General features: G+C 52.4%; 12 protein-coding genes. 9 read left to right on the top strand and 3 right to left on the bottom strand.

Features of this window, described 5'->3' with window-relative positions; all coding sequences use genetic code 11:
- Positions 1-56: 56 nt before the first annotated feature.
- From FYJ65_RS09625 to FYJ65_RS02185, 8 genes are all read left to right on the top strand, one after another.
- Positions 57-815, top strand: coding sequence for a threonine/serine exporter family protein (locus FYJ65_RS09625; RefSeq protein WP_235898173.1), 759 nt, complete (start codon positions 57-59; stop codon positions 813-815).
- A gap of 1 nt (position 816) precedes the next feature.
- Positions 817-1305: a threonine/serine exporter family protein gene (locus FYJ65_RS09620; protein ID WP_235898172.1), complete on the top strand. Its 489-nt coding sequence runs from the start codon at positions 817-819 to the stop codon at positions 1303-1305.
- Between the two features lie 167 nt (positions 1306-1472).
- A complete protein-coding gene (locus FYJ65_RS02210; protein WP_154553725.1) occupies positions 1473-2645 on the top strand; it encodes an aminotransferase class I/II-fold pyridoxal phosphate-dependent enzyme in 1173 nt (390 codons plus the stop codon).
- A gap of 140 nt (positions 2646-2785) precedes the next feature.
- A complete protein-coding gene (locus FYJ65_RS02205; RefSeq protein WP_206157274.1) occupies positions 2786-3598 on the top strand; it encodes an SGNH/GDSL hydrolase family protein in 813 nt (270 codons plus the stop codon).
- Between the two features lie 12 nt (positions 3599-3610).
- Positions 3611-4102, top strand: coding sequence for a DUF4358 domain-containing protein (locus FYJ65_RS02200; RefSeq protein ID WP_206157273.1), 492 nt, complete (start codon positions 3611-3613; stop codon positions 4100-4102).
- Positions 4089-5498, top strand: a complete 1410-nt coding sequence (locus FYJ65_RS02195) for an MBOAT family O-acyltransferase (RefSeq protein ID WP_154553722.1) — start codon at positions 4089-4091, stop codon at positions 5496-5498. Before FYJ65_RS02200 ends, FYJ65_RS02195 begins: the two co-directional genes overlap by 14 nt.
- A 74-nt stretch (positions 5499-5572) precedes the next feature.
- Positions 5573-6706, top strand: coding sequence for a DHHW family protein (locus FYJ65_RS02190; RefSeq protein WP_235898171.1), 1134 nt, complete (start codon positions 5573-5575; stop codon positions 6704-6706).
- Positions 6707-6758: 52 nt separating this feature from the next.
- Positions 6759-8144, top strand: a complete 1386-nt coding sequence (locus FYJ65_RS02185) for an MATE family efflux transporter (RefSeq protein WP_154553720.1) — start codon at positions 6759-6761, stop codon at positions 8142-8144.
- 473 nt (positions 8145-8617) lie between these two features.
- Here FYJ65_RS02185 and FYJ65_RS02180 read toward each other — a convergent pair whose 3' ends face one another.
- Genes FYJ65_RS02180 through FYJ65_RS02170 form a run of 3 tightly spaced genes read right to left on the bottom strand, consistent with a single transcriptional unit; the run spans position 8618 to position 11448 of the window.
- Entirely contained in the window at positions 8618-9997 is a 1380-nt protein-coding gene (locus tag FYJ65_RS02180; RefSeq protein WP_154553719.1) for a sensor histidine kinase, read from the bottom strand.
- A gap of 1 nt (position 9998) precedes the next feature.
- Entirely contained in the window at positions 9999-10679 is a 681-nt protein-coding gene (locus FYJ65_RS02175; protein ID WP_154553718.1) for a response regulator transcription factor, read from the bottom strand.
- A gap of 46 nt (positions 10680-10725) precedes the next feature.
- Positions 10726-11448 carry a TIGR01906 family membrane protein gene (locus tag FYJ65_RS02170; RefSeq protein ID WP_154553717.1) on the bottom strand — a complete coding sequence of 241 codons (723 nt, stop codon included), beginning with the start codon at positions 11446-11448 and terminating at the stop codon, positions 10726-10728.
- 369 nt (positions 11449-11817) lie between these two features.
- Here FYJ65_RS02170 and FYJ65_RS02165 point away from each other — a divergent pair, with 369 nt between their 5' ends.
- A complete protein-coding gene (locus FYJ65_RS02165) occupies positions 11818-18804 on the top strand; it encodes a Spy0128 family protein (protein ID WP_206157272.1) in 6987 nt (2328 codons plus the stop codon).
- Positions 18805-19640 lie beyond the last annotated feature (836 nt).

The raw sequence follows: 19640 nt of genomic DNA, 5'->3' as shown, positions 1-19640 counted from the left end.
TATCCGGACTCGGGTGGTACAGCATTTTATTTTTTGATAAAAATTGAGGGAAGGAAATGGATTACACGAAGGTGCTGAAGGGAATCCTCGATCTCGGGGAGGCAATGATTAACAGCGGTGCAGAGATTGGCCGTGTGGAGGACAGCTTGTATCGGCTGTGCGATGCGTATGGCTTCAAAAAAAGAAATTGTTGGGTGATTTCGTCCAACATACAGGCGACGGTGGAGACTCCGAATGGGGAAACGCTGACGCAGATTCGTCATGTCCCGGGGGGCGAGATGAATTTCGACCGTCTGGATTATCTGAACAATCTGTCCCGTTTCATTTGTAAAAACAAACCGGATGCACCGGAACTTCAGGCGAAGCTTCAGGAGGTAATGAATCGTCCGGAACAGCCGAGGTGGCAGCACTATATAGCCGGTGTCATGGGCGGTGCCGGATTCGCCGTCTTCTTCAATACTAATTTTATGGACACCATCGTGGCCGTGCTGGCATCCCTGATTATCGTGGCACTGGGCGAAGTGCTGGGGAAATACGAGCACAATCCGCTGATTTTCAATGCGATTATCGCCTGCATCGTGGAAACCTTTATCATTCTGGCAGTGACATGCGGATTGGGCGAACACGTGAACTATATCACCATCGGAGTCGTGATGCTGCTGATTTCCGGAATCGGCTTCACCAACGGTATTCGAGACCTGCTGCACAGGGATACCCTGTCCGGTATTGTGAATATCTGGAATTCCGTGCTGGGTGCGACCGGTATTGCTTTGGGAATCGCATTGCCGATTCTGCTTCTGAAAGGAGTGATGTAAGATGTTGGTACTTGCTTCGAGTTTTACAACGCAGCTGATATCCTGCACAATCGCTTGCGTAGGATTCGCGTATTGGTTCAACGTAAAGGGCATTCAGGTGTTGTACTCCGGAATTGGAGCGTTCTTTACCTGGGCGGTATATTATGTATGTTTTGAAATGACCAACAGCAACTTCCAGTCAACATTGTTCGGCGCCATCTTTGTGGCCATCTTCGCCCAGATTATGGCCAGGGTGAACCGAGCGCCGGCAACGATTTTCCTGTGTGTCTGCGTATTTCCGCTGGTTCCGGGACCGAATCTGTATTACATGATGTACTATCTGGTACTGGAGAATTATAAGGTGGCCAAGGAAGAGGCGGTGACGCTGGTACTCACTTGCGTGGGCATTGCTCTGGGCTTCATCGTGGTGGACATCTTCAACAAGTATATCGTGATCATCTTCAAACGTTTGAAGGGCCAGCGGATATCGGAACACGGCGAACGGTATTAATCTCTTTTTGGGAGAGAAAAAATAAAGAATGCCTTTCGATTTGTTAAAAAAAGGACCGGCCGGAAGACTTGACAGAAATATTGTTAGCTTATACAATAAATACCATGGTTGGTTTATTGTATAAGCTAAATTTTTTTTAACATCTGAACTGTAAGGAAGGAATGGAGATGAAAAACAAGTACATTGCAAAACGCTATTGGAAGGACAGCTCGTCCCCGATGGGTGCAGTAAATGCAAAGGCAAAACAGTATGACGACGTGATTAACCTGAGCCTGGGCGATCCGGACCTTTTGACCGATAAGGGCGTAATCGAACAGGCTTACAAGGATACTCTGGCAGGTCACACCAAGTACACGGAGTTCCGAGGCGATCCGGAGCTGAGAGCTGAGATTTGCAAGTTCTATAAAGACGAATACGATATGGATGTAACGGATGATGAAATCATCATTACGGCAGCCGGCACGCTGGCAATGCATCTGGTAATGGAAACGATTCTGGACGACGGAGACGAAGTGATTCTTCAGGCACCGTACTTCACACCGTATCCGAAGCAGGTGGAGATGTCGAGAGGTATCCCGGTAGAGCTTCCGACCTACGAGGAAGAGGATTTCCAGGTTAACGTGGAGAGACTGGAGTCCCTGATTACCGAGAGAACCAAGGCTGTCGTTCTGAACACACCGAGCAATCCGACCGGCAGCTGCCTCACCGTGGAAACCATGGAGAAGATTGCAGCAATTGCGGAGAAATACGACCTGCTGGTGGTATGCGATGATATCTACACCGCATTCAGCTACCAGAACCCGTTCGTGCCGTTCGCATCCCTGCCGGGCATGAGAGAGCGCACGATTATCATCAACACCGTATCCAAGAACTTCACCATGACCGGATGGCGTGTGGGCAACATCATTGCTCCGGCGGACTTCATCAAGGTGATGACTGACGTGAACATGAGCGTTGCATTTACGGTAGCGGCACCGACTCAGAGAGCCGCACTGGCCGCATATCGAACCTACAAGGATTTCCAGCCGGCAATGGTAAAAGAATACAAGAAGAGAGTGTTCTACGCAGCGGAGAGAATTAATGCATTGAACAACATGCACGTGCTGTATCCGCCAAAGGGTGCGTTCTACCTCTTCATCAATATCAAGGATACCGGCCTGACTTCCATGGAAGTGGCTGAAAAGATTCTGGACGAAGCGCACGTTCTGACCCTTCCGGGCAACGCATTCGGCGACTGCGGCGAAGGTTTCCTGCGAATCGCATGTACCTGCGGCTGCGAGGAGCTGGGCAAGGCCTTCGATCGAATCGGCGCGATGGACCTTTTCAATCCGAACAAATAAGTATTAAAAAACGGTTCGTTACGAATATTTGTGGGATAGTTACCGGTAACTATCCCATTTTTTTTAATGGGGATGTTTTGAATTTTGAAATCGGAGTAAGGTTGAATGTGGAGCTGTTTTGCGGTATATTATTAGCAGTTATGGAGACGACAAAGAAGACAACAGTGAAGATTATCATAGCAAAAGATCCAAAGAAGCGGAAACCTCAATGGACAGGAGTCATAGTGTATGCACTCCTGCTTATTTTCGTGTTTAATTTTTTTGATTGGAACCGGCCCTATGACGGGTACACCCGCTATGAGGTGGAGGTCAACCGGGAAATTGTGGCCCGGGAACAGAAGGGGGATGTGGCCAAGATTGAGAAGGACATTTCCCTGGTGGATGCGAGTCTGAAGAACGGCGACTCCCTCAGTGGGAAGAGAGCTTGGTACATGGAGCGATTCCGGAACTGCGTGGTGGTGGGAGATTCTCTCACCGAGGGTTTGAGTGTCTATCAGTGGCTTTCGAAGAAGCAGGTATTCAGTTCCGTGGGGGGATCCCTGAACAACGATGAAAAATTGTTCCGGAAGGCGGCGGCCACCTATCCGAAGGCGGCGTTCTTTGCATTCGGAATGAACGACACCATCAACTATCGAGGCGATTCCAAAGCTTTCATTAAGCGGTATGAGAAACTGCTGGATGGAGTGCACAAGAAGAGTCCGAAGACGAAGATCTATATCTGCAGCATCTCTACGCCGACAAGTAAGGCCATCAAGCAGAAGAAATCTTTGGGACATTATAAGAAATTCAACAAGGCTCTGCAGAAGATGTGCGACGATAAGGGCTATACTTACGTGGATGCCAGCCGGATTTTGCCGACGCATAAGGATCTCTATGCGGGAGACGGAATTCATGCGGCCAGCGCGTACTATCCGATGTGGATGGATAAAATGATAGAAAAGGCAAATCTATAGATGAGAGGAACGATGGATAAACAATTGAATCGAATCCCGCCGGTGCTGGTACGACTGGCACTGATATTGGTGCTGTTCCTGTTTCTGCGGGGAATATACGCTTCCGCCAGCGCCCGGGATGTGGATATGGCGGATATCCGAAGCGCCATGCTGCAGAATACGGATATCGGCAAAATGAAAGAGTGCAACAATCGGAAGCTGATGCAGTTCATGGGCATCAACTACGAGAACTACGATTCCTATCTGTATTACAAGAGCAAGGAATCCCTGGGTGTGGATGAAGTGCTGGTGGTAAAAGTACGCAGCGCCGCGGATCTGGACGGCCTGAAAGATTCCGCAGAGAACCGGGTGCAGTCTCAGGAGAAGGCCTTCGACGGCTACGGAACCAACCAGATGAAGTTATTAGCCAATGCGGTGATTGAGACAAAAGGAAACTACCTGTTCTACTGCGTTGCCGAGAACCCGGGAAAATACGAGGAGGTGTTCCGACATGCTGTTCAGTAGTATCCTCTTCTTATTGTATTTCCTTCCGGCGACTCTGGCGATTTACTACCTGGTGCCGCGAAAGAATATCGAAGCTCGAAACCTGGTGCTGCTGGCGGCCAGCCTGCTGTTTTACAGCTGGGGCGAACCGGTGTACATCGTATTGATGATCTACAGCGCGTTCCTGAACTACTACAGCGCCCTGCAGATTGGCAGAGCTCAGGAAAAGGGACGTTCCGGCAAAGGGTCCATGCTCTTTGCCTTGTTCATGAACTTGCTGGTGCTGGGATTCTTTAAATACTTCGGATTCCTGATGGATACCTTCAACTCCCTGACGGGATTGCACATCCATTACACGGCGCTGTCCCTGCCAATCGGAATCTCTTTTTATACCTTCCAGGCGCTGTCTTATATTTTCGACGTGTACCGGAAGAACGTGGGACCGCAGAAGAGCTTTCTTCGCTTCACCTTGTACCTGTCCCTGTTCCCGCAGCTCATTGCGGGCCCGATTGTCAAGTACCGGGATGTGGAGGAGCAGCTCAGCGTTCGCTCCACGGACTGGATCGATTTCGGGGAAGGCACAAAGCGGTTTATTTTCGGCCTGGGCAAAAAAGTCCTGCTGGCCAACAATTTCGGCGCCCTGTACGCCGCCATCGGTGCGCTGCCGGACAGCGATGTTTCCGTGGTGACTTACTGGATCGGAATCGGCGCCTATACATTGCAGATCTATTTCGACTTCAGCGGATATTCGGATATGGCCATCGGCCTGGGACGGATGTTCGGTTTTGAGTTCAGCGAAAACTTCAACTATCCGTACATCTCCGACAGCATCACGGAGTTCTGGAGAAGATGGCACATTTCCCTGAGTACCTGGTTCCGGGAGTACGTGTACATTCCGCTGGGCGGCAATCGGGTCACGGTGCCGAGACATATTCTGAACCTGCTGATTGTGTGGTCCCTCACCGGACTGTGGCACGGTGCCAGCTGGAACTTCGTGCTGTGGGGTACCTATTACGGCGTGCTCCTGATTATCGAGAAATACGTGCTGCATCCCTATATGGAGAAATGGCCGGGATGGGTACGGCATCTGTACACGTTGGTCATCGTGATGATCGGCTGGACCTTCTTCAGCATCACGGATTTCGGTGCCATGAAAAAATATTTTGCGGTGATGCTGGGCGTATCCGGTCACGCATTCGCCAACATGAAAACCCTGTATCTCCTGCGCACCCACGGAATTCTCCTGGCGCTGGGCATGTGTCTCAGCACGCCGGCACCGATGAAGTGGTTCCGGGAGCGGCTGGAAAAGGAAGGACACGAGTGGCAGGGCATCGTTCTGCTGATGCTGATTCTCATTCTCAGCATCGCGTACCTGGTGTTCGGATCCTACAATCCGTTCCTGTATTTCCGATTCTAGGGAAAAACGAAGTGCTTTGGCATATCGGGTATAGAATGTATGAAAGGTAAATTATGGTTGACAGAAAAATTAAAATGTCAAAAATATTGGGAATCTGCTTCCTGGCGGTAATCTTCGGACTGCAGCTTCTGGGAATTTTTATTCCGGACCGGAAGACCTCCGCTGCGGAGAACCGGGCGCTTCAGACCTTCCCCGCTTTTCGGGTATCGGAGTATTTGGATGGCCGGTTTGAAAGCAAGATGGACGATTATGCCAACGACCAGATTCCGGGCCGCAACCGCTTCATTCAGGTGAAAGCGGCGGCGGACAAGACCGTGGGGGTTCTGGAGAACAACGGAGTCTACCGGGCAAAAAACGATTATCTGATGGAAAACCTCACTACCCCGGATCCGAAGAACCTCAAGGAGACGGAAGCGGCACTGGCGGACTTTGCGAAGCGCCATTCCAAATTGAAGATGCATTTTCTGCTGGCGCCCAACGCCGGGAACATCCTGTCGGAGAACCTGCCGACCACGGTACAGATGGCCGATCAGAATAAGCAGATGGACGACTTCTACGCTTCTGTGGAGAAGTCCGGAATCACTCCGATTGACATTCGGTCTGCTTTTATAAAAGCAAAAGACGACGTGCAGCTGTACTACCGGACGGACCACCACTGGACGACGGACGGCGCGTATCTGGCGTACCGGAATTCCATCGGCGCCCTGACCGGGGACAAGCCGGAGGATTTTGCGCCGAAGGTGGTGAAAAATGATTTCCGGGGCACGCTGTATTCCAAGAGCGGTTTCGTGAACGGGATGGACGACGCCATCAAGATCTATCTTCCGGCGAATCGGGATTACCGCAAGTCCGTAATCTACTACACGGACACGCAGAAGAAGACGGCGGAATTCTATCAGCTGAAAAATTTGAAGAAGAAGGATGCCTATACGGTGTTCGGTGGAAGCAACCATCCGATGTATACCATCGAAACGCCGGTGACCGGTCGGAAACGCCTGCTGCTGATTAAGGATTCCTACGCAAATAGTTTTATTCCGTTCTTGACGCAGCACTACCGGGAAATCGTGGTGGTGGATCCGCGATACTACTTTGAGAATCTGGAGGATCTGATTCAGTCGGAAAAGGTTACGGACGTGCTGTTCCTGTACAACGCCAACACCTTCTTCGGGGACGATTCCCTGAAGATTATGCTGGGAGATACGGAGTAGCGGACCGATTGGAGTATAATCCATGGGAGAAATTATTATGTAGGAGATCGTGATGAATGAGCAATTGGGAGTGATGAATCCAATTACGGAGGGGCGCATTGGACGGGCGATGTTTCGGTATTTTCTGCCGTTGGTCGCCGGAACTATTTTTCAGCAGATTTACAGTTTGGCAGATGCGGTGATTGTGGGCCGGTTCGTGGGAAAAGCGGGATTGGCGGCGATCGGCGGATCTGCCTCTACTGTTCTGTATATCGTCACGATGGTGTTCGCCTCGATGTTCGCCGGCGCATCCGTGACATTGTCCCAGTATTTTGGGGCTCGGGAAGAGAAGAAGCTGCATGAAGCGCTACATACCATGGTGATATTCGGCATCCTCGCATCCGCCGTGACGACGGTGCTGGGCGTGACCCTCAGCCGGTGGGCGATGGTGATGATGCGGACGCCGGAAAGCCTGATGACCTATTCCGTTCAGTATATGGTAATCTATTTCGGCGGCGTGTCCACGGTAATTCTGTACAATATGGGTTCTTCCATCCTGCGGGCAATCGGCGATTCCAAGCGGCCGTTCCATTATCTGATTGTGTGCTGCGTGCTGAATATCGTCCTGGATATTCTGTTCGTGGTAGTGTGGAAAAAAGAGGTCATCGGTGCGGGATTGGCAACCGTCATTTCTCAGGGCGTCAGTGCATTCCTGGTAATGCGAGCGCTGGTGCGGAACAAGGAAATGGAAGGGATTCCGTTCCGTCTGTCCCTTCGGGCTCGAGACCTGAAGGAAGGTTTCAATGGAATGATTCTAAAGCATCAGATGCGGCTTGGCACACCGGGGTCGATTCAGGCAGTGGCCTACGGCATCTCGAACATACTGATTCAGGCCTGCATCAACGGATTCGGAGAGGATATCGTAGCGGCTTGGGCGGCATACTTTAAAACCGATGTTATTATCTGGGCAATCCTGAATGCCTTCGGCGTGACCGTCACGACGTTCGTGGGCCAGAACTACGGTGCCGGAAAGAAGGAGCGAATATTCCAAAGCGTGCGGATGGGATTGATGCAGTCGTCGCTGCTGGTAGTGTCGCTTGTTGTGCTGCTGATGAGCTGTGCCCATCCGATTTTGTGCCTCTTCCTGACCGATGAAGATGTTATTCAAATCGGCGTGACCATGATGCATCAATTCATGCCGTGGTACGTTCTGTCCGTCATCCTGGAGATTTTCAACGGTGCATTGCGAGGCCTGGGCGATGTAAAAATTCCAACCATCATCACCACAGGCTGCGTACTGGGATTGCGAATTCCGTGGGTGACCTGGATTGTTCCGGCATACCACGAGGTGCTGACGGTAATTCTCAGTTACCCGATGGCCTGGATTCTGGCATTGTCGATGATTATTCCGTATTATCTGCATCGGAAAAAACAAATGGGAAGAGTTGTGGTAAGGTAAAGTAAGGTAAAGTAAGGTAAAGAAAGGTAAGGAAAGGACCGAAACCCGGGAGGTGCGAATGTGCGCCCCGGGTTCCGGTCCTTTCATTTAAAGTCGGCCCGTCCGGCGGCTCGGTTCGCGCCCGGGTACCCGCAAAGCCAATGAAATCGGTTTTCAAGCGCGAACCGCGGGACCGAGAAGAGAAGAAATCCGGCCCAAAAGAGGCGCCGCAGCGAGCCGGGCAGGGAAAAGTTTGCTCCCCTGGACGGAGGAATAAGGGCTAGCGGGGAGTGGGGAGCAAACCTCGGGCCCAGCGGCCGGCACCGGGCAGGAAAAAGTTTGCTCCCCTGGACGGAAGAATAAGGGCTAGAAGGGAAGGGGGAGCAAACCCCCAGGGCCTGAAATTCAGAAAAGGCGGCCCAGTCGCCGGCCCTAACAAAAGCCCCGGCGCCGCTGGCAATGCGATCAGCGCCGGGGCTTTCCTATACTGCTTCCTACACCGGAAATGTGGCACTAATTCGGAGGGACTTCCCGTCCGGTGTGTAGGCGGCAATTTTGCCGCCGTGGGCTCGGACCACCGCCCGGGCAATGGAGAGGCCGATGCCGTGCCCGCCGGTTTCGCTGTTCCGGGAGCTGTCTGCCCGGTAGAATCGGTCGAAAAAGTGAGGGATGGATTTCTTCTGAATCTCATCCACGGAATTGCTCACCGTGAGGAAAATGTTTTTACCCTGACGATAGAAGAAGAGGCGGATATCGCCGGAATCCGAAGAATATTTGAACGCGTTGTCCAAGAGGATGCTCACCAGCTTGCGGAGGGCACTTTCGTCGCCTCGCAGGAACAGATCGTCCGCCACATCGTAGTTGTATTTTTTCTCGGAAACAAGGGCCCGGGATTCGAAAGAATGGGCCACGTCGCCAACGATTTTCGAGAAATTCAATCGCTTCATGTTGACGGAGGTTTTCTGCACCTCCTCCATGCGGGTCAGGTACACCAGCTCTTCGGTGAGGGTGGACAGGCGCCGGGTCTGCTGCCGGATATCCTCCAACCATTCGTTGGGCGCATCGTCCGGCTGTTCCATCTCCAGAACGGACACGTCTGCGTTGATGATGGTCAGTGGCGTGCGAATTTCATGTCCCGCATCGGTGATGAACCGCTGCTGTTTTTCGTAGCTTTCCGCCACCGGCCGGAGAATTTTTCCGGAGAAAAAGGTGATTAGTGCGGAAATGATTGTGACGCCGATGAGGCACACCAGAATGCTGACGTTTCGGAAGGCCCGGAAATTGTCCAGGGAACGGGAGCAATCCAGGTAGACGTAGCGAGTTCCGCCTTTTTCCGTCACTCGGGTGCAGCGGAAGTCTTCAATAAAAGTACATTTTCCGTCTTTCGAAAGCTTCCGTTCCGCCTTTCGCTGAATGGATTCCAGTGCATTCTTATTTACCGCCAGCAGCTGGGAGGAATCCACTTCCCGCAGGGTTCCGTTAGAATTGGTCAGCACCGAAAAATATCGGGTTTCAAATGGCTGCGCGGAAGTGCGGGCCTTGTTGTCCAGCTGAATCCGGAAAATATAGCTGCGGTCGTTGGTATCATCCTTCGGATTTAATTTAGAAAAGCGGCGCTTCTTCTGAACGATGCTGGTGGATTTTTCTTCCAAATCGCCGCTGCCGGAAACCTCCACGGAATCGCGTCTTCCTTTTATTAGCAGGCTTTCCGGAAACGTCCCGTGATTGGCCGACAGAATCGAAAGGGTCCAGTCCGCTCGGTCTACCACGTTTCGGTAGCTGATGCCGTTGATGATAATCGTCAGTAGCGCGATGGTGAAGAATACCGATAGGATGGTCACCGCGATGAATCGGTGCCGTAATTTTTTTACCATATTAGTCCTCTTCCTCCACCACCAGGGAATACCCCACGTTTCGGGTAGCCTTAATCAGCACGTTCGCCCCCAAAGCCTTGAATTTCCGGCGAAGATAGGAAATGTACACCCAGATGATGCTGGTCTCCGCATCGCTGTCCAGCCCCCAAATCCGCTCGAAAATCTGCTCCGTGGACAGCACCTGCCCCGGATTGCTCATGAGGAGTTCCATCAGCTGAAACTCCTTGTTGGCCAGCCGGATGGAATTCTCCCCGCAGGCCAGCTCGTAATTGGTCCGGTCCAGAGTCACGTTCCCCAGCTGCAGCACGGAGCTTGGATTCTTGGTCTGAACTCGGGTAATGGCCCGGATTCGCGCAAGCAGCTCTTTCGGATCGAAGGGTTTCGTCAGATAATCGTTGGCGCCGCTGTCCAGCCCCAGCACCTTGTCGTCCACCTCGGAGCGGGCGGTGAGAATCAGCACCGGCGTCAGGTCGTTCCGCTCCCGCAGCGTGCGCAGCACCGTCAGGCCGTCCACCTTCGGCATCATCAGATCCAGAATGACGGCGTCGTAACTGCTCACGTCCAGAAAATCCAACGCTTCTTCCCCGTTGTATGCCGCATCCACCGAGTAATGGCTGCTCTCCAGAATCCGGGTCAGCGCCCGGGAGAGAGATTTTTCGTCTTCCGCAAGAAGTAGTCGCATAAGCTTTTTTCCTTTCCGCTAAAAACATTTTCGCTAAAAATATCTTCTATTTATATGTCACCCGTTTCCGGCGAATCCCCATAAAGGCGGCACACATCGCCAGTTCCATCAGAAGAAATATCTCTCCGATTCGAAATGCCGTGTCGGAGAAGAAACCTTCCGGCAGCAAGTTGATGAGATTATCTTCCGTCGGATTCAGGATCCACAGGTCGTTATCAAAGAACAAATGATGAAATATCACGAAGTACCGGTCGAAACTTCCGGAAACAATCAGTGCGGTGAGGCCGGTAATCGCCAGCAGGACGCCGGTTATTTTTGGGACCAGTACGATGAAATCCGGGAGCCGGTTCGGATGCTGATTTCGACCGAAGCAAAGCACCCCGAGAATTCCCATGCTGATGAGGGCCGTGATATTTCGAAGACGGAATCCGCCCAGAAAAAGTGCCCGGCAATCCTTCAGATGAGCCTTTTCTCGATTGGAGAAGAATTCCTGTTGCTTGCCGTCGATGGTGGTCATCACGGTGAGATCTTTTCGGTCCCCTTTGAGGTAATCCATCATCTCTTCCGTCACCTGCAGTGCGGATTCCATGGACATCTCGCCTCGCACATCCTCCAGCACCATGTATTTGTCGTATTCTTTTTCGAACCAACCCGGAGTGCGATAGAGCAGAATTTCCGCAGCGGTGAGCAGCAGGCACAGCATCATCGTCAGGCTGAACAGGAGGCTCAGCACCCAAGCGGCTCCGGGGCATCGTCGTTTGTCTTCCATATTATATCCCTTTCCGTATCATACCCGGAATACCTTAAGCGAAGCTGAGTTCCGGCGGGCATCCCGATAAAATATTATATCTTTCAACGGGGAACATATCAACCGTTTGCGGTGGCTGCCGGCGGGGACCGCATCCAATCCGAAGGTATCCGAAATGAGCATAAATAAGTGGTTATATATAATATATCTGTGGTTTAATAAGCAAAAAAGTACTCTTTCGAGTACCCCTTCAATCCGTACCATTATGATAAAATAAATAATCATGGAGATATAATGCATGAATGGTCGGCAAGTACGCAATATCACGGAACACCGGCCGGACATCATCCTTCCCTGGGGGTTGCAGGGGAGAATGAGGAAGGGGGAAAAATGATAGGCTATTTTCGTAAGCGAAAAAGAGTTGCCTGGATCGTGACGCTTTTGATGTCCGTGACCATCCTGTTTGGAATGTCCGGAACAACAGTGTCCGCGGCAACCGGTGCCGTGGCAGACGATGTAACCATCAGCCACTGGCACGATTCTATTGCAATTGATGACACCACAAAGAATATCGGGAGGATTTGGACGGACAAGTCCGTATCTGCCGGAAACATTGTGATGAAGAAGCAGGATAATTCCGGAACGAAGACCATAGAGAAGAAGGGGGATTCCGACTTCCTGGTAGGTCTGTCCGCGCTGTCTTCCGCCGCGAAGATTATGGGACAGTCCACCGTTCCGCTGGACATCGTGATGGTGCTGGACGTATCTGGAAGTATGGATGACAACAATAAAATGAAAACCCTGAAGACGGCGGTGAATTCTTTTATTGACGAGACGGCAAGGACCAACAGCGAGCGGTCCAACGAGAACCTGCGCAGCCGGATTTCTCTGGTGAAATTCGCGGGCAAAAAAACCGACAAAGTAGGAAATGACACCTACCAAGAAGAGGATCCTTTTTTTGGACCATATGGTGAGCATTACAACTACACTCAGATTGTGAGAAAATATAAGACATACACCAACGACAACAAGGCGGAGCTGAAGAACACGGTCAATGCGCTGAAACCGGCAGGTGCCACCGCGGCGGATTACGCCATGGATCACGCGAAGACTCTGGTGAACCAAAGTAAGAGCGACGAGACCACCAATCCGAACCGCAAGAACGTGAAGCGCATCGTCATCTTCTTCACCGATGGTGAACCGAATCACGAGAGCGGTTTTGACAAAAGCGTAGCCAATACGGCAATTCAGACGGCGAAGACCATCAAGAATGACGCCACCATATACTCTATCGGCGTGTTCAAGGATGCGGATGCCGGCAGCACCGGAGATAAGTTCAACTCCTACATGCACGGCATGTCCAGCAACTATCCGAACGCGACCGCGTACAACAATCTGGGCACCCGTGCCACGAATTCGGACGGAAAGCCGACCGCCTTCTACAAGGCCGCAACCCAGGCTTCGGAGCTGAATAACATCTTCAATGAAATTCAGGAAGAAATCATCGCGACGGCCCAGTCTCCGACGGAAGTGGAAGCCGGTGCGGATCCGACGCAGAGCGGCTACGTGACTCTGGTGGATCAGCTGGGGGACTACATGCAGGTAGATGATTTGAATTCCCTGCTGTACGCAGAGAACCAGTACCACTACACAAAAAAGGATGTGACCAAGGAAGGAAACACCACTAAGGTAACCTACACCTTTGAGAAGGAGATTCCGAACACGAATCACGTATATCCGACGGGAAATCTGAGAGATATCAAGATTACCGTAGAGAAAGCCGATGCGGCGACCGCACTGGCGACGGGAGACAAGGTGACCGTAAAGATTCCGGCCAACCTGATCCCGCTGAGATACTATGAAGTTACCAAGGACAATAAGATTACCATCGACAACACTTATCCATGTCGACTCTTCTATGACGTGAGCCTGAAGGCAGCGGCAGAGAAGAAGCTGGAGAGACCGGATGAAGCGATGGAGGCTTATATTGCCGAAAATTCCAACGAAGACGGTCAGGTGGCGTTCTATGCCAACAAGTACGACAAGAAGTCTTCCAATCGGGGTTCGGAAGGCATCGGCGCATATGCCAACTTCACGCCGGCATCCACCAACGACTTCTACTACTTCCAGGAGGACGAGATCCTGTACACGGATGAAGCATGTACCCATCCGGAAAAGGATTCCATCGATACCAGCGGCGACACCACGTACTACTACCAGCGTCAGTACTACGAAAAGGGCGCTTCCGGAAATGCGGTGAAGAAGACATACACCGTAAAGATTCCGGGCAACAGCAATCTTCTCCTGGAAGGCTATGCGAAGAAAAACACCAAGACGGGTGAATACTACATCCCGGCCGGAACACCGAGAACCACCAGTCTGACTTATTTTACCGAAAATAAGGCGGACGGCGCCAATAAGTCCCAGACATCCAATCGGGTAATCAAGCCGGTATGGGAGAACAACTACGCCGGAAAGACCGTGTTTACCTATCTGGGCAACAACGGAAAGCTGGTCAAGGAACTTCCGGGCGAGCTGGACATTCGGAAATCCGTACAGGCGGCAGAGGGCCATCAGGTTCCGGACAGCCTGAAGGATTCGGAGTTCGAGTACAGCCTGACATTTACCGGCGGTACAAAAGAAAAATACACCGCTCAGAAGTACACCGGTGCGGACAAAGAGGGAGACGAGTTCACTGTCAAGTCCGGAGATACCTTTAAATTAAAGGACGATCAGACCTTGAAGATCTACGGTGTGGATGGCGGAACCCGGTACACCGTAACCGAGGCAAAGCCGGAGCATTTCACCGGAAGCGCTGCACAACGGAATGCCGGTGAAGGCAGCGAGACCGGAACGAACAACGACGGCGGAGTATATGCGAAGGGAACCGTTGCCGGCAAAGATGCCGCAGTGGTAGATTACACCAATATCTATCAGGCCGACTCCACCACACTGAAGGGTTCCGAGTCCCTGAAGATTAAGAAGAATTTCGAAACCGCATCCGGTGCATCCGCATGGGATATGGATTATTTGAAGAACGCGAAATTCCAGTTCATTCTGAGCCCGCTGGATAACGAATGTCCGATGCCAAAGGATGCCGCTGTTGTGGACGGCATGAAGGTTTCCCGCCTGAACGTAAACTCCAAGGCTGAAATCGAAAAAGCCTTTGGCGATATCGAATACACCAAGCCGGGAACATACGAGTACCAGATTACGGAAAAGGATCCGGGAGATACGGCGAAGCAGGGTGTAACCTACTCCAGCGCATCGTACCGCGTTACCGTAAAGGTGACCGATGAGAACGGAAGACTGAAGGCAAATGCCACCATGAAGAAAATCCGCAAGGATGACGGCTCGGAAGTGGCAAACCCAACTGCCGTGGACAACAAAACCGCGGCATTTGCGAACGTATATGATGCGAAAGAACAGACCGTTGATCTGGGTGCCGGAAAGGAATTTACAGATTCCACCGGAACCAAGACATTAAAGGACGGCGACTATAAGTTCCGACTCACACCGGTTACCGAAGGGGCACCGCTGCCGGATGGCGCATCCGGACATGTGGACGCGTCGAATATCGGAAATGGCGTGAAATTCGGAAACATCACCTTTACGGCAGAGCATGCAAAGGGTGCAACGCAGGATGAACCGCTCACTTACGAGTACAAGATGAAGGAAATCCTACCGGAAAGTGCAACCGCATCCAACCACTACACCGTAGACGGATTGACCTATGACAACGCGGAATACAAGGTGCGCATTAACGTGTACATCGATGACGTGGATGGTCAGGACACGGTAGTTGCGGATTACAAGTATCTGGATGCAGACGGAAAAGAACTGCAGACCATGCCGATTTTCCGGAACTCCTACAAAGCAGATGCCGTAACCCTTACCGGAAACACGGCACTGGCGGGCGAGAAGACCCTCACCGGAAGAGACGGAAAGACCGACGAAGCATTTAACTTCAAATTGACACCGGACGCAGAGACGCAGAAGGCGATTGAGAAGAACGATGTTTCCGTCGCCGAGAACGGAGATACCGCTTCGGTAAAGAATCTGAAGAACGGCGAGGCAAAGGACTTTAGATTCGGCAATGTTACTTTCCGTAAAGAAGGCGTATATCGTTTTGACATTACCGAGAAGGTACCGGGAACACCGGCCGGCGGAGTGACCTATGACCGCCACGCTGCCAAAGTGACCGTGACCGTAACCGACGACGCGGATCACCCGGGCAAACTCAAAGCCAAGGTGGAATACAACAACGGCACCGCATCGGATCGGACGGACAAATCCGTATTCAAGAACAAATACGAATCCAGCCTGGTATACGGAACCACCGGTGCCCTGAACATTCAGAAGGTGCTGAACGGCCGTACCATGAAGGCGGGAGAATTTGAATTCACCTATGGACTGAAGGACGGCCAGACGGCGAAAATCACCAACCCGAACCAGCACGAATCCGGCGAACCGGACACCATGAATGTTCTGGCAGATCTTACCTTCGACCAGACCATGTCCGGAAAGACCCAGACCTACATCGTTCGGGAAACCAAGGGAAGCATCAAGGGTGTGACCTACGACGAACGAATCGGTACCGTGGAAATCACACCACAGGACAACGGCGACGGAACCATGCACGTGGTCACCAAGGTAACCATGAAGAACGCAGACGGTTCCGGCGAATCGGTAAAAACATACGACAGCTCCAACCACAATTCCGGCACTCCGACCGTTCGGTTCACCAACACCTATGCGGCGGCAGCGACGGATCCGGTACAGGTCATCACCGGCTTCAACAAGAAGCTCACCGGAAGAGAGTGGAAGGACGGCGAAACCTTTACCTTTAAGCTGAAGAACGTATCGAAACCGGATGGCGTGGAAACCGCACCGATGCCGGAGAAGGACGAAGTTACCGTCCGCAAAGCAGATGTGAAGGACGGAAAAGCTCCGATTGAATTCGGCGCACTGACCTTTAAGAAGGCGGGCGAGTACAAGTATCAGCTGAAAGAGCAGGTGCCGAGTCCGGAAGCAGCGGGCATGACCTACGACAAGGCGGTTCGCGACATTACCGTCACCGTTACCGATAACGGAACGGGCAAGCTCACCGCAGCGGTAACCGCTGTCAGTGGAAACAAGACCTTTACAAATGAATACAAGACAGAAGATCTGCCGATGGATCAGGTTCTGGGACTGAGCATGACCAAAGTTCTGACCGGTCGGGATATGACGGAAGATGATTTTAGTTTTACCCTGAAAGGCACAGACGAAGCGTCGGCGAAGAAGCTGAACATTGCGGAAGACGGTGAAACCGTACCGGGCAAAGCCGGTGCGGACGGCGAGACCGTTACCGTACGGAGCGGATTGAACATGACCCTGAAACAGGCGGATATCGGAAAGACGTACGCATACACCTTCGAAGAGGTGAAGGGCTCCGTAAAGGGCATCGTCTACGATGAGAGCCGGTACACGCTGGAAATCACCGCGAAGGACGGCGGCGACGGAACTCTGGAGGCGGAAGTGGTACTGAAGGACAAGTCCGGTAAGGAATTGTTCCGGAAGACCGTAAGCAACGAGGACCCGGCAATGGGCGAAAAGGGCATCACCCTCGCTTTTGCGAACCGGTACGACGGATCCACGGATGTTTCCGGCGGAACCAAGGCGGACATCAACGCTTCCAAGAAGCTGACCGGCCGGAAGCTGAAAGCCGGCGAGTTCACCTTTGAGCTGATGACGAAGCCGGGTGACGGCAGCGAAGGCACCGTACTTCAGACCAAGAAGAACGGCGCAGAGGGCAGCATCCATTTCGACGCGCTGAGCTACCGGACCAACGAAAAGGCGGCAGGCAGCGGCACCGTACTGAAGAAGGCGGTAAAAGACGGATACGCTACCAAGACCACCAAGGATGGCAAGGTGGTATACACCGTGTACTACCGTGTTGCAGAATCGGCAAACAACCTGCCAAAGGGCGTTACCGTGACTGCAGGAAGCTTCGATCTCTCGGTAGAGGTTACCGACAACAACGATGGAACCCTCACCGCGAAGACCATCTATCCGAAGAATTCCGGAGATAAGTGCGAGTTTGTGAACACCTACGGAACCGGAGAGGCAGTTCCGGTGAACGTATCCGGAAGCAAGACTTTGGAAGCAGAGGAAGGATTGAATCCGCCGGATATCAGCGGCAAGTTCACCTTTACGCTGAAGGCGCTGACCGAAGGCGCTCCGATGCTGAAGGATGCAACAGTTACCAACGACGGAAACGGCAACGTAACCTTTGGAACGCTGGAATTCAATATTGACGATCTGGAAGACGTGGATCCGGCAGATGACGGTTCCCGTGAAAAGACCTTCAAGTACAGTGTGACGGAGTCCGGAAGCGTACCGGGCGTTGTGAACGATTCCAAGAGCACCAAGGAATTCGAACTCACCCTCAAGGATGACGGAGAAGGACACCTGTCGGTAAGCCGGAAACCGGAGACCGATAACCTGTTTGCTTTTACCAACACCTATCGGGTGGAGGAACTCTCCTCCAGCGTAACGGATCAGATTGACATCACCAAGAAATTGCACGGAAGAAATCTGAAGGACGGCGAATTCAAGTTCCGTCTGATGGAGGACAGCAAGGTGATCTCGGAAGCGGCAAATGACGCAAAAGGCAAGGTTACCTTCGATAAGATTACCTACACAAAGCCGGGAAGCCACACCTACACTGTCTGTGAGGAGAATGACGGCAAGGGCGGCGTGATTTATGACAGCAATAGTTACACCGTATACACACGTGTTGTGGACAACGGAAACGGCAAGCTGGAGACCCACCGCATCGACAAGGAAATCTCCGGTGACCAGCCGGCTGCGAAGGACATTACCTTCGCCAACAAGTATCAGGCAAAGCCGACAGAGGTAAGCCTGGGCGTGACAAAGCGTCTGGACAACGCAAAACTGAAGAGTGGACAGTTCACCTTCGTGCTGAAGGATGCGAACGGCGAGGAAGTGGAACGTGCTACGAATAAGGCGGACGGAAGCGTTCAGTTCAAGACAATTTCGTTCGACAAGGCCGGAACCTACAAGTACACCATCGAAGAGCTGAATGACAAGCAGAAGGGCATCACCTATGACACCAAGGTTTACCATGTGACCATTAAGGTGACGGATAATGGTGAAGGTTCCCTGAAGGCAGAGCTGACCGGCGACAAGGCGGTATTCAGCAACAGCTATGATAACGGTGACAACGGCGGTGGCGGTAACGGTAAAACACCGGTTGTAACGCCGACCGGCATCCAGACCGGAGACTACACCAGTGGTTTCATGGGAATGGTAGTGCTGTTCCTGTCCGCATGTGCAAGTCTGGCAGTGACCCTTCGCAAGAAGAGAGCATAGCAACAGGGGTTTCGTAACGGATGAAACCGTAAAGGAAATGCATCCTATCAATTAATCCCCAAAATAAAGGGAGCAGCGATTTCGATTTTGAAATCGCTGCTTTCTTTTTTTTGTGCAAGGGATCTGCCGGAGGCCCGGGCTCCGGCATGGGGCACAGGGTTCGCGCTCGCCTGCCCGCAAAGCCAATGAATTCGGTTTTTGAGCGCGAACTTTGAGTCGGGAAAAGGGGGAAATAGAGCCCGGGCGGCGGCATGGTTCGCGCACGGTTGCCCGCAAAGCCAATGAACTCGGTTTCCGAGCGCGAACCCTGAGCCGGAAGAAAGCGAAAAAGCGGCCCGGGCCCCGGTTTGGTTCGCGCACGCCTGCCCGCAAAGCCAATGAACTCGGTTTTCGAGCGCGAACTCTGTGCCGGGAAAAGAGGGAAATAGAGCTCGGGTCCCGGTGGGGTTCGCGCACGTCGGCCCGCAAAGCCAATGAACTCGGTTTCCGAGCGCGAACTCTGTGCCGGGAAAAGAGGGAAATAGAGCTCGGGTCCCGGTGGGGTTCGCGCACGTCGGCCCGCAAAGCCAATGAACTCGGTTTCCGAGCGCGAACCCTGAGCCGGAAGAAAGCGAAAAAGTGGACCGGGCGCCGGGGAGGTTCGCGCACGTCTGCCCGCAAAGCCAATGAACTCGGTTTTCGAGCGCGAACCCTGAGCCGGAAGAAAGCGAAAAAGTGGACCGGGCGCCGGGGAGGTTCGCGCACGTCTGCCCGCAAAGCCAATGAACTCGGTTTTCGTGCGCGAACCCTGAGCCGGAAGAAAGCGAAAAAGTGGACCGGGCGCCGGGGAGGTTCGC

The sequence above is a fragment of the Mogibacterium kristiansenii genome, from assembly GCF_009695905.1.
Taxonomy (GTDB): Bacteria; Bacillota; Clostridia; order Peptostreptococcales; family Anaerovoracaceae; genus Mogibacterium_A; species Mogibacterium_A kristiansenii.
Note: the sequence above shows the minus strand (reverse complement) of the source record. Positions and strands in the feature narration are given on the sequence as shown.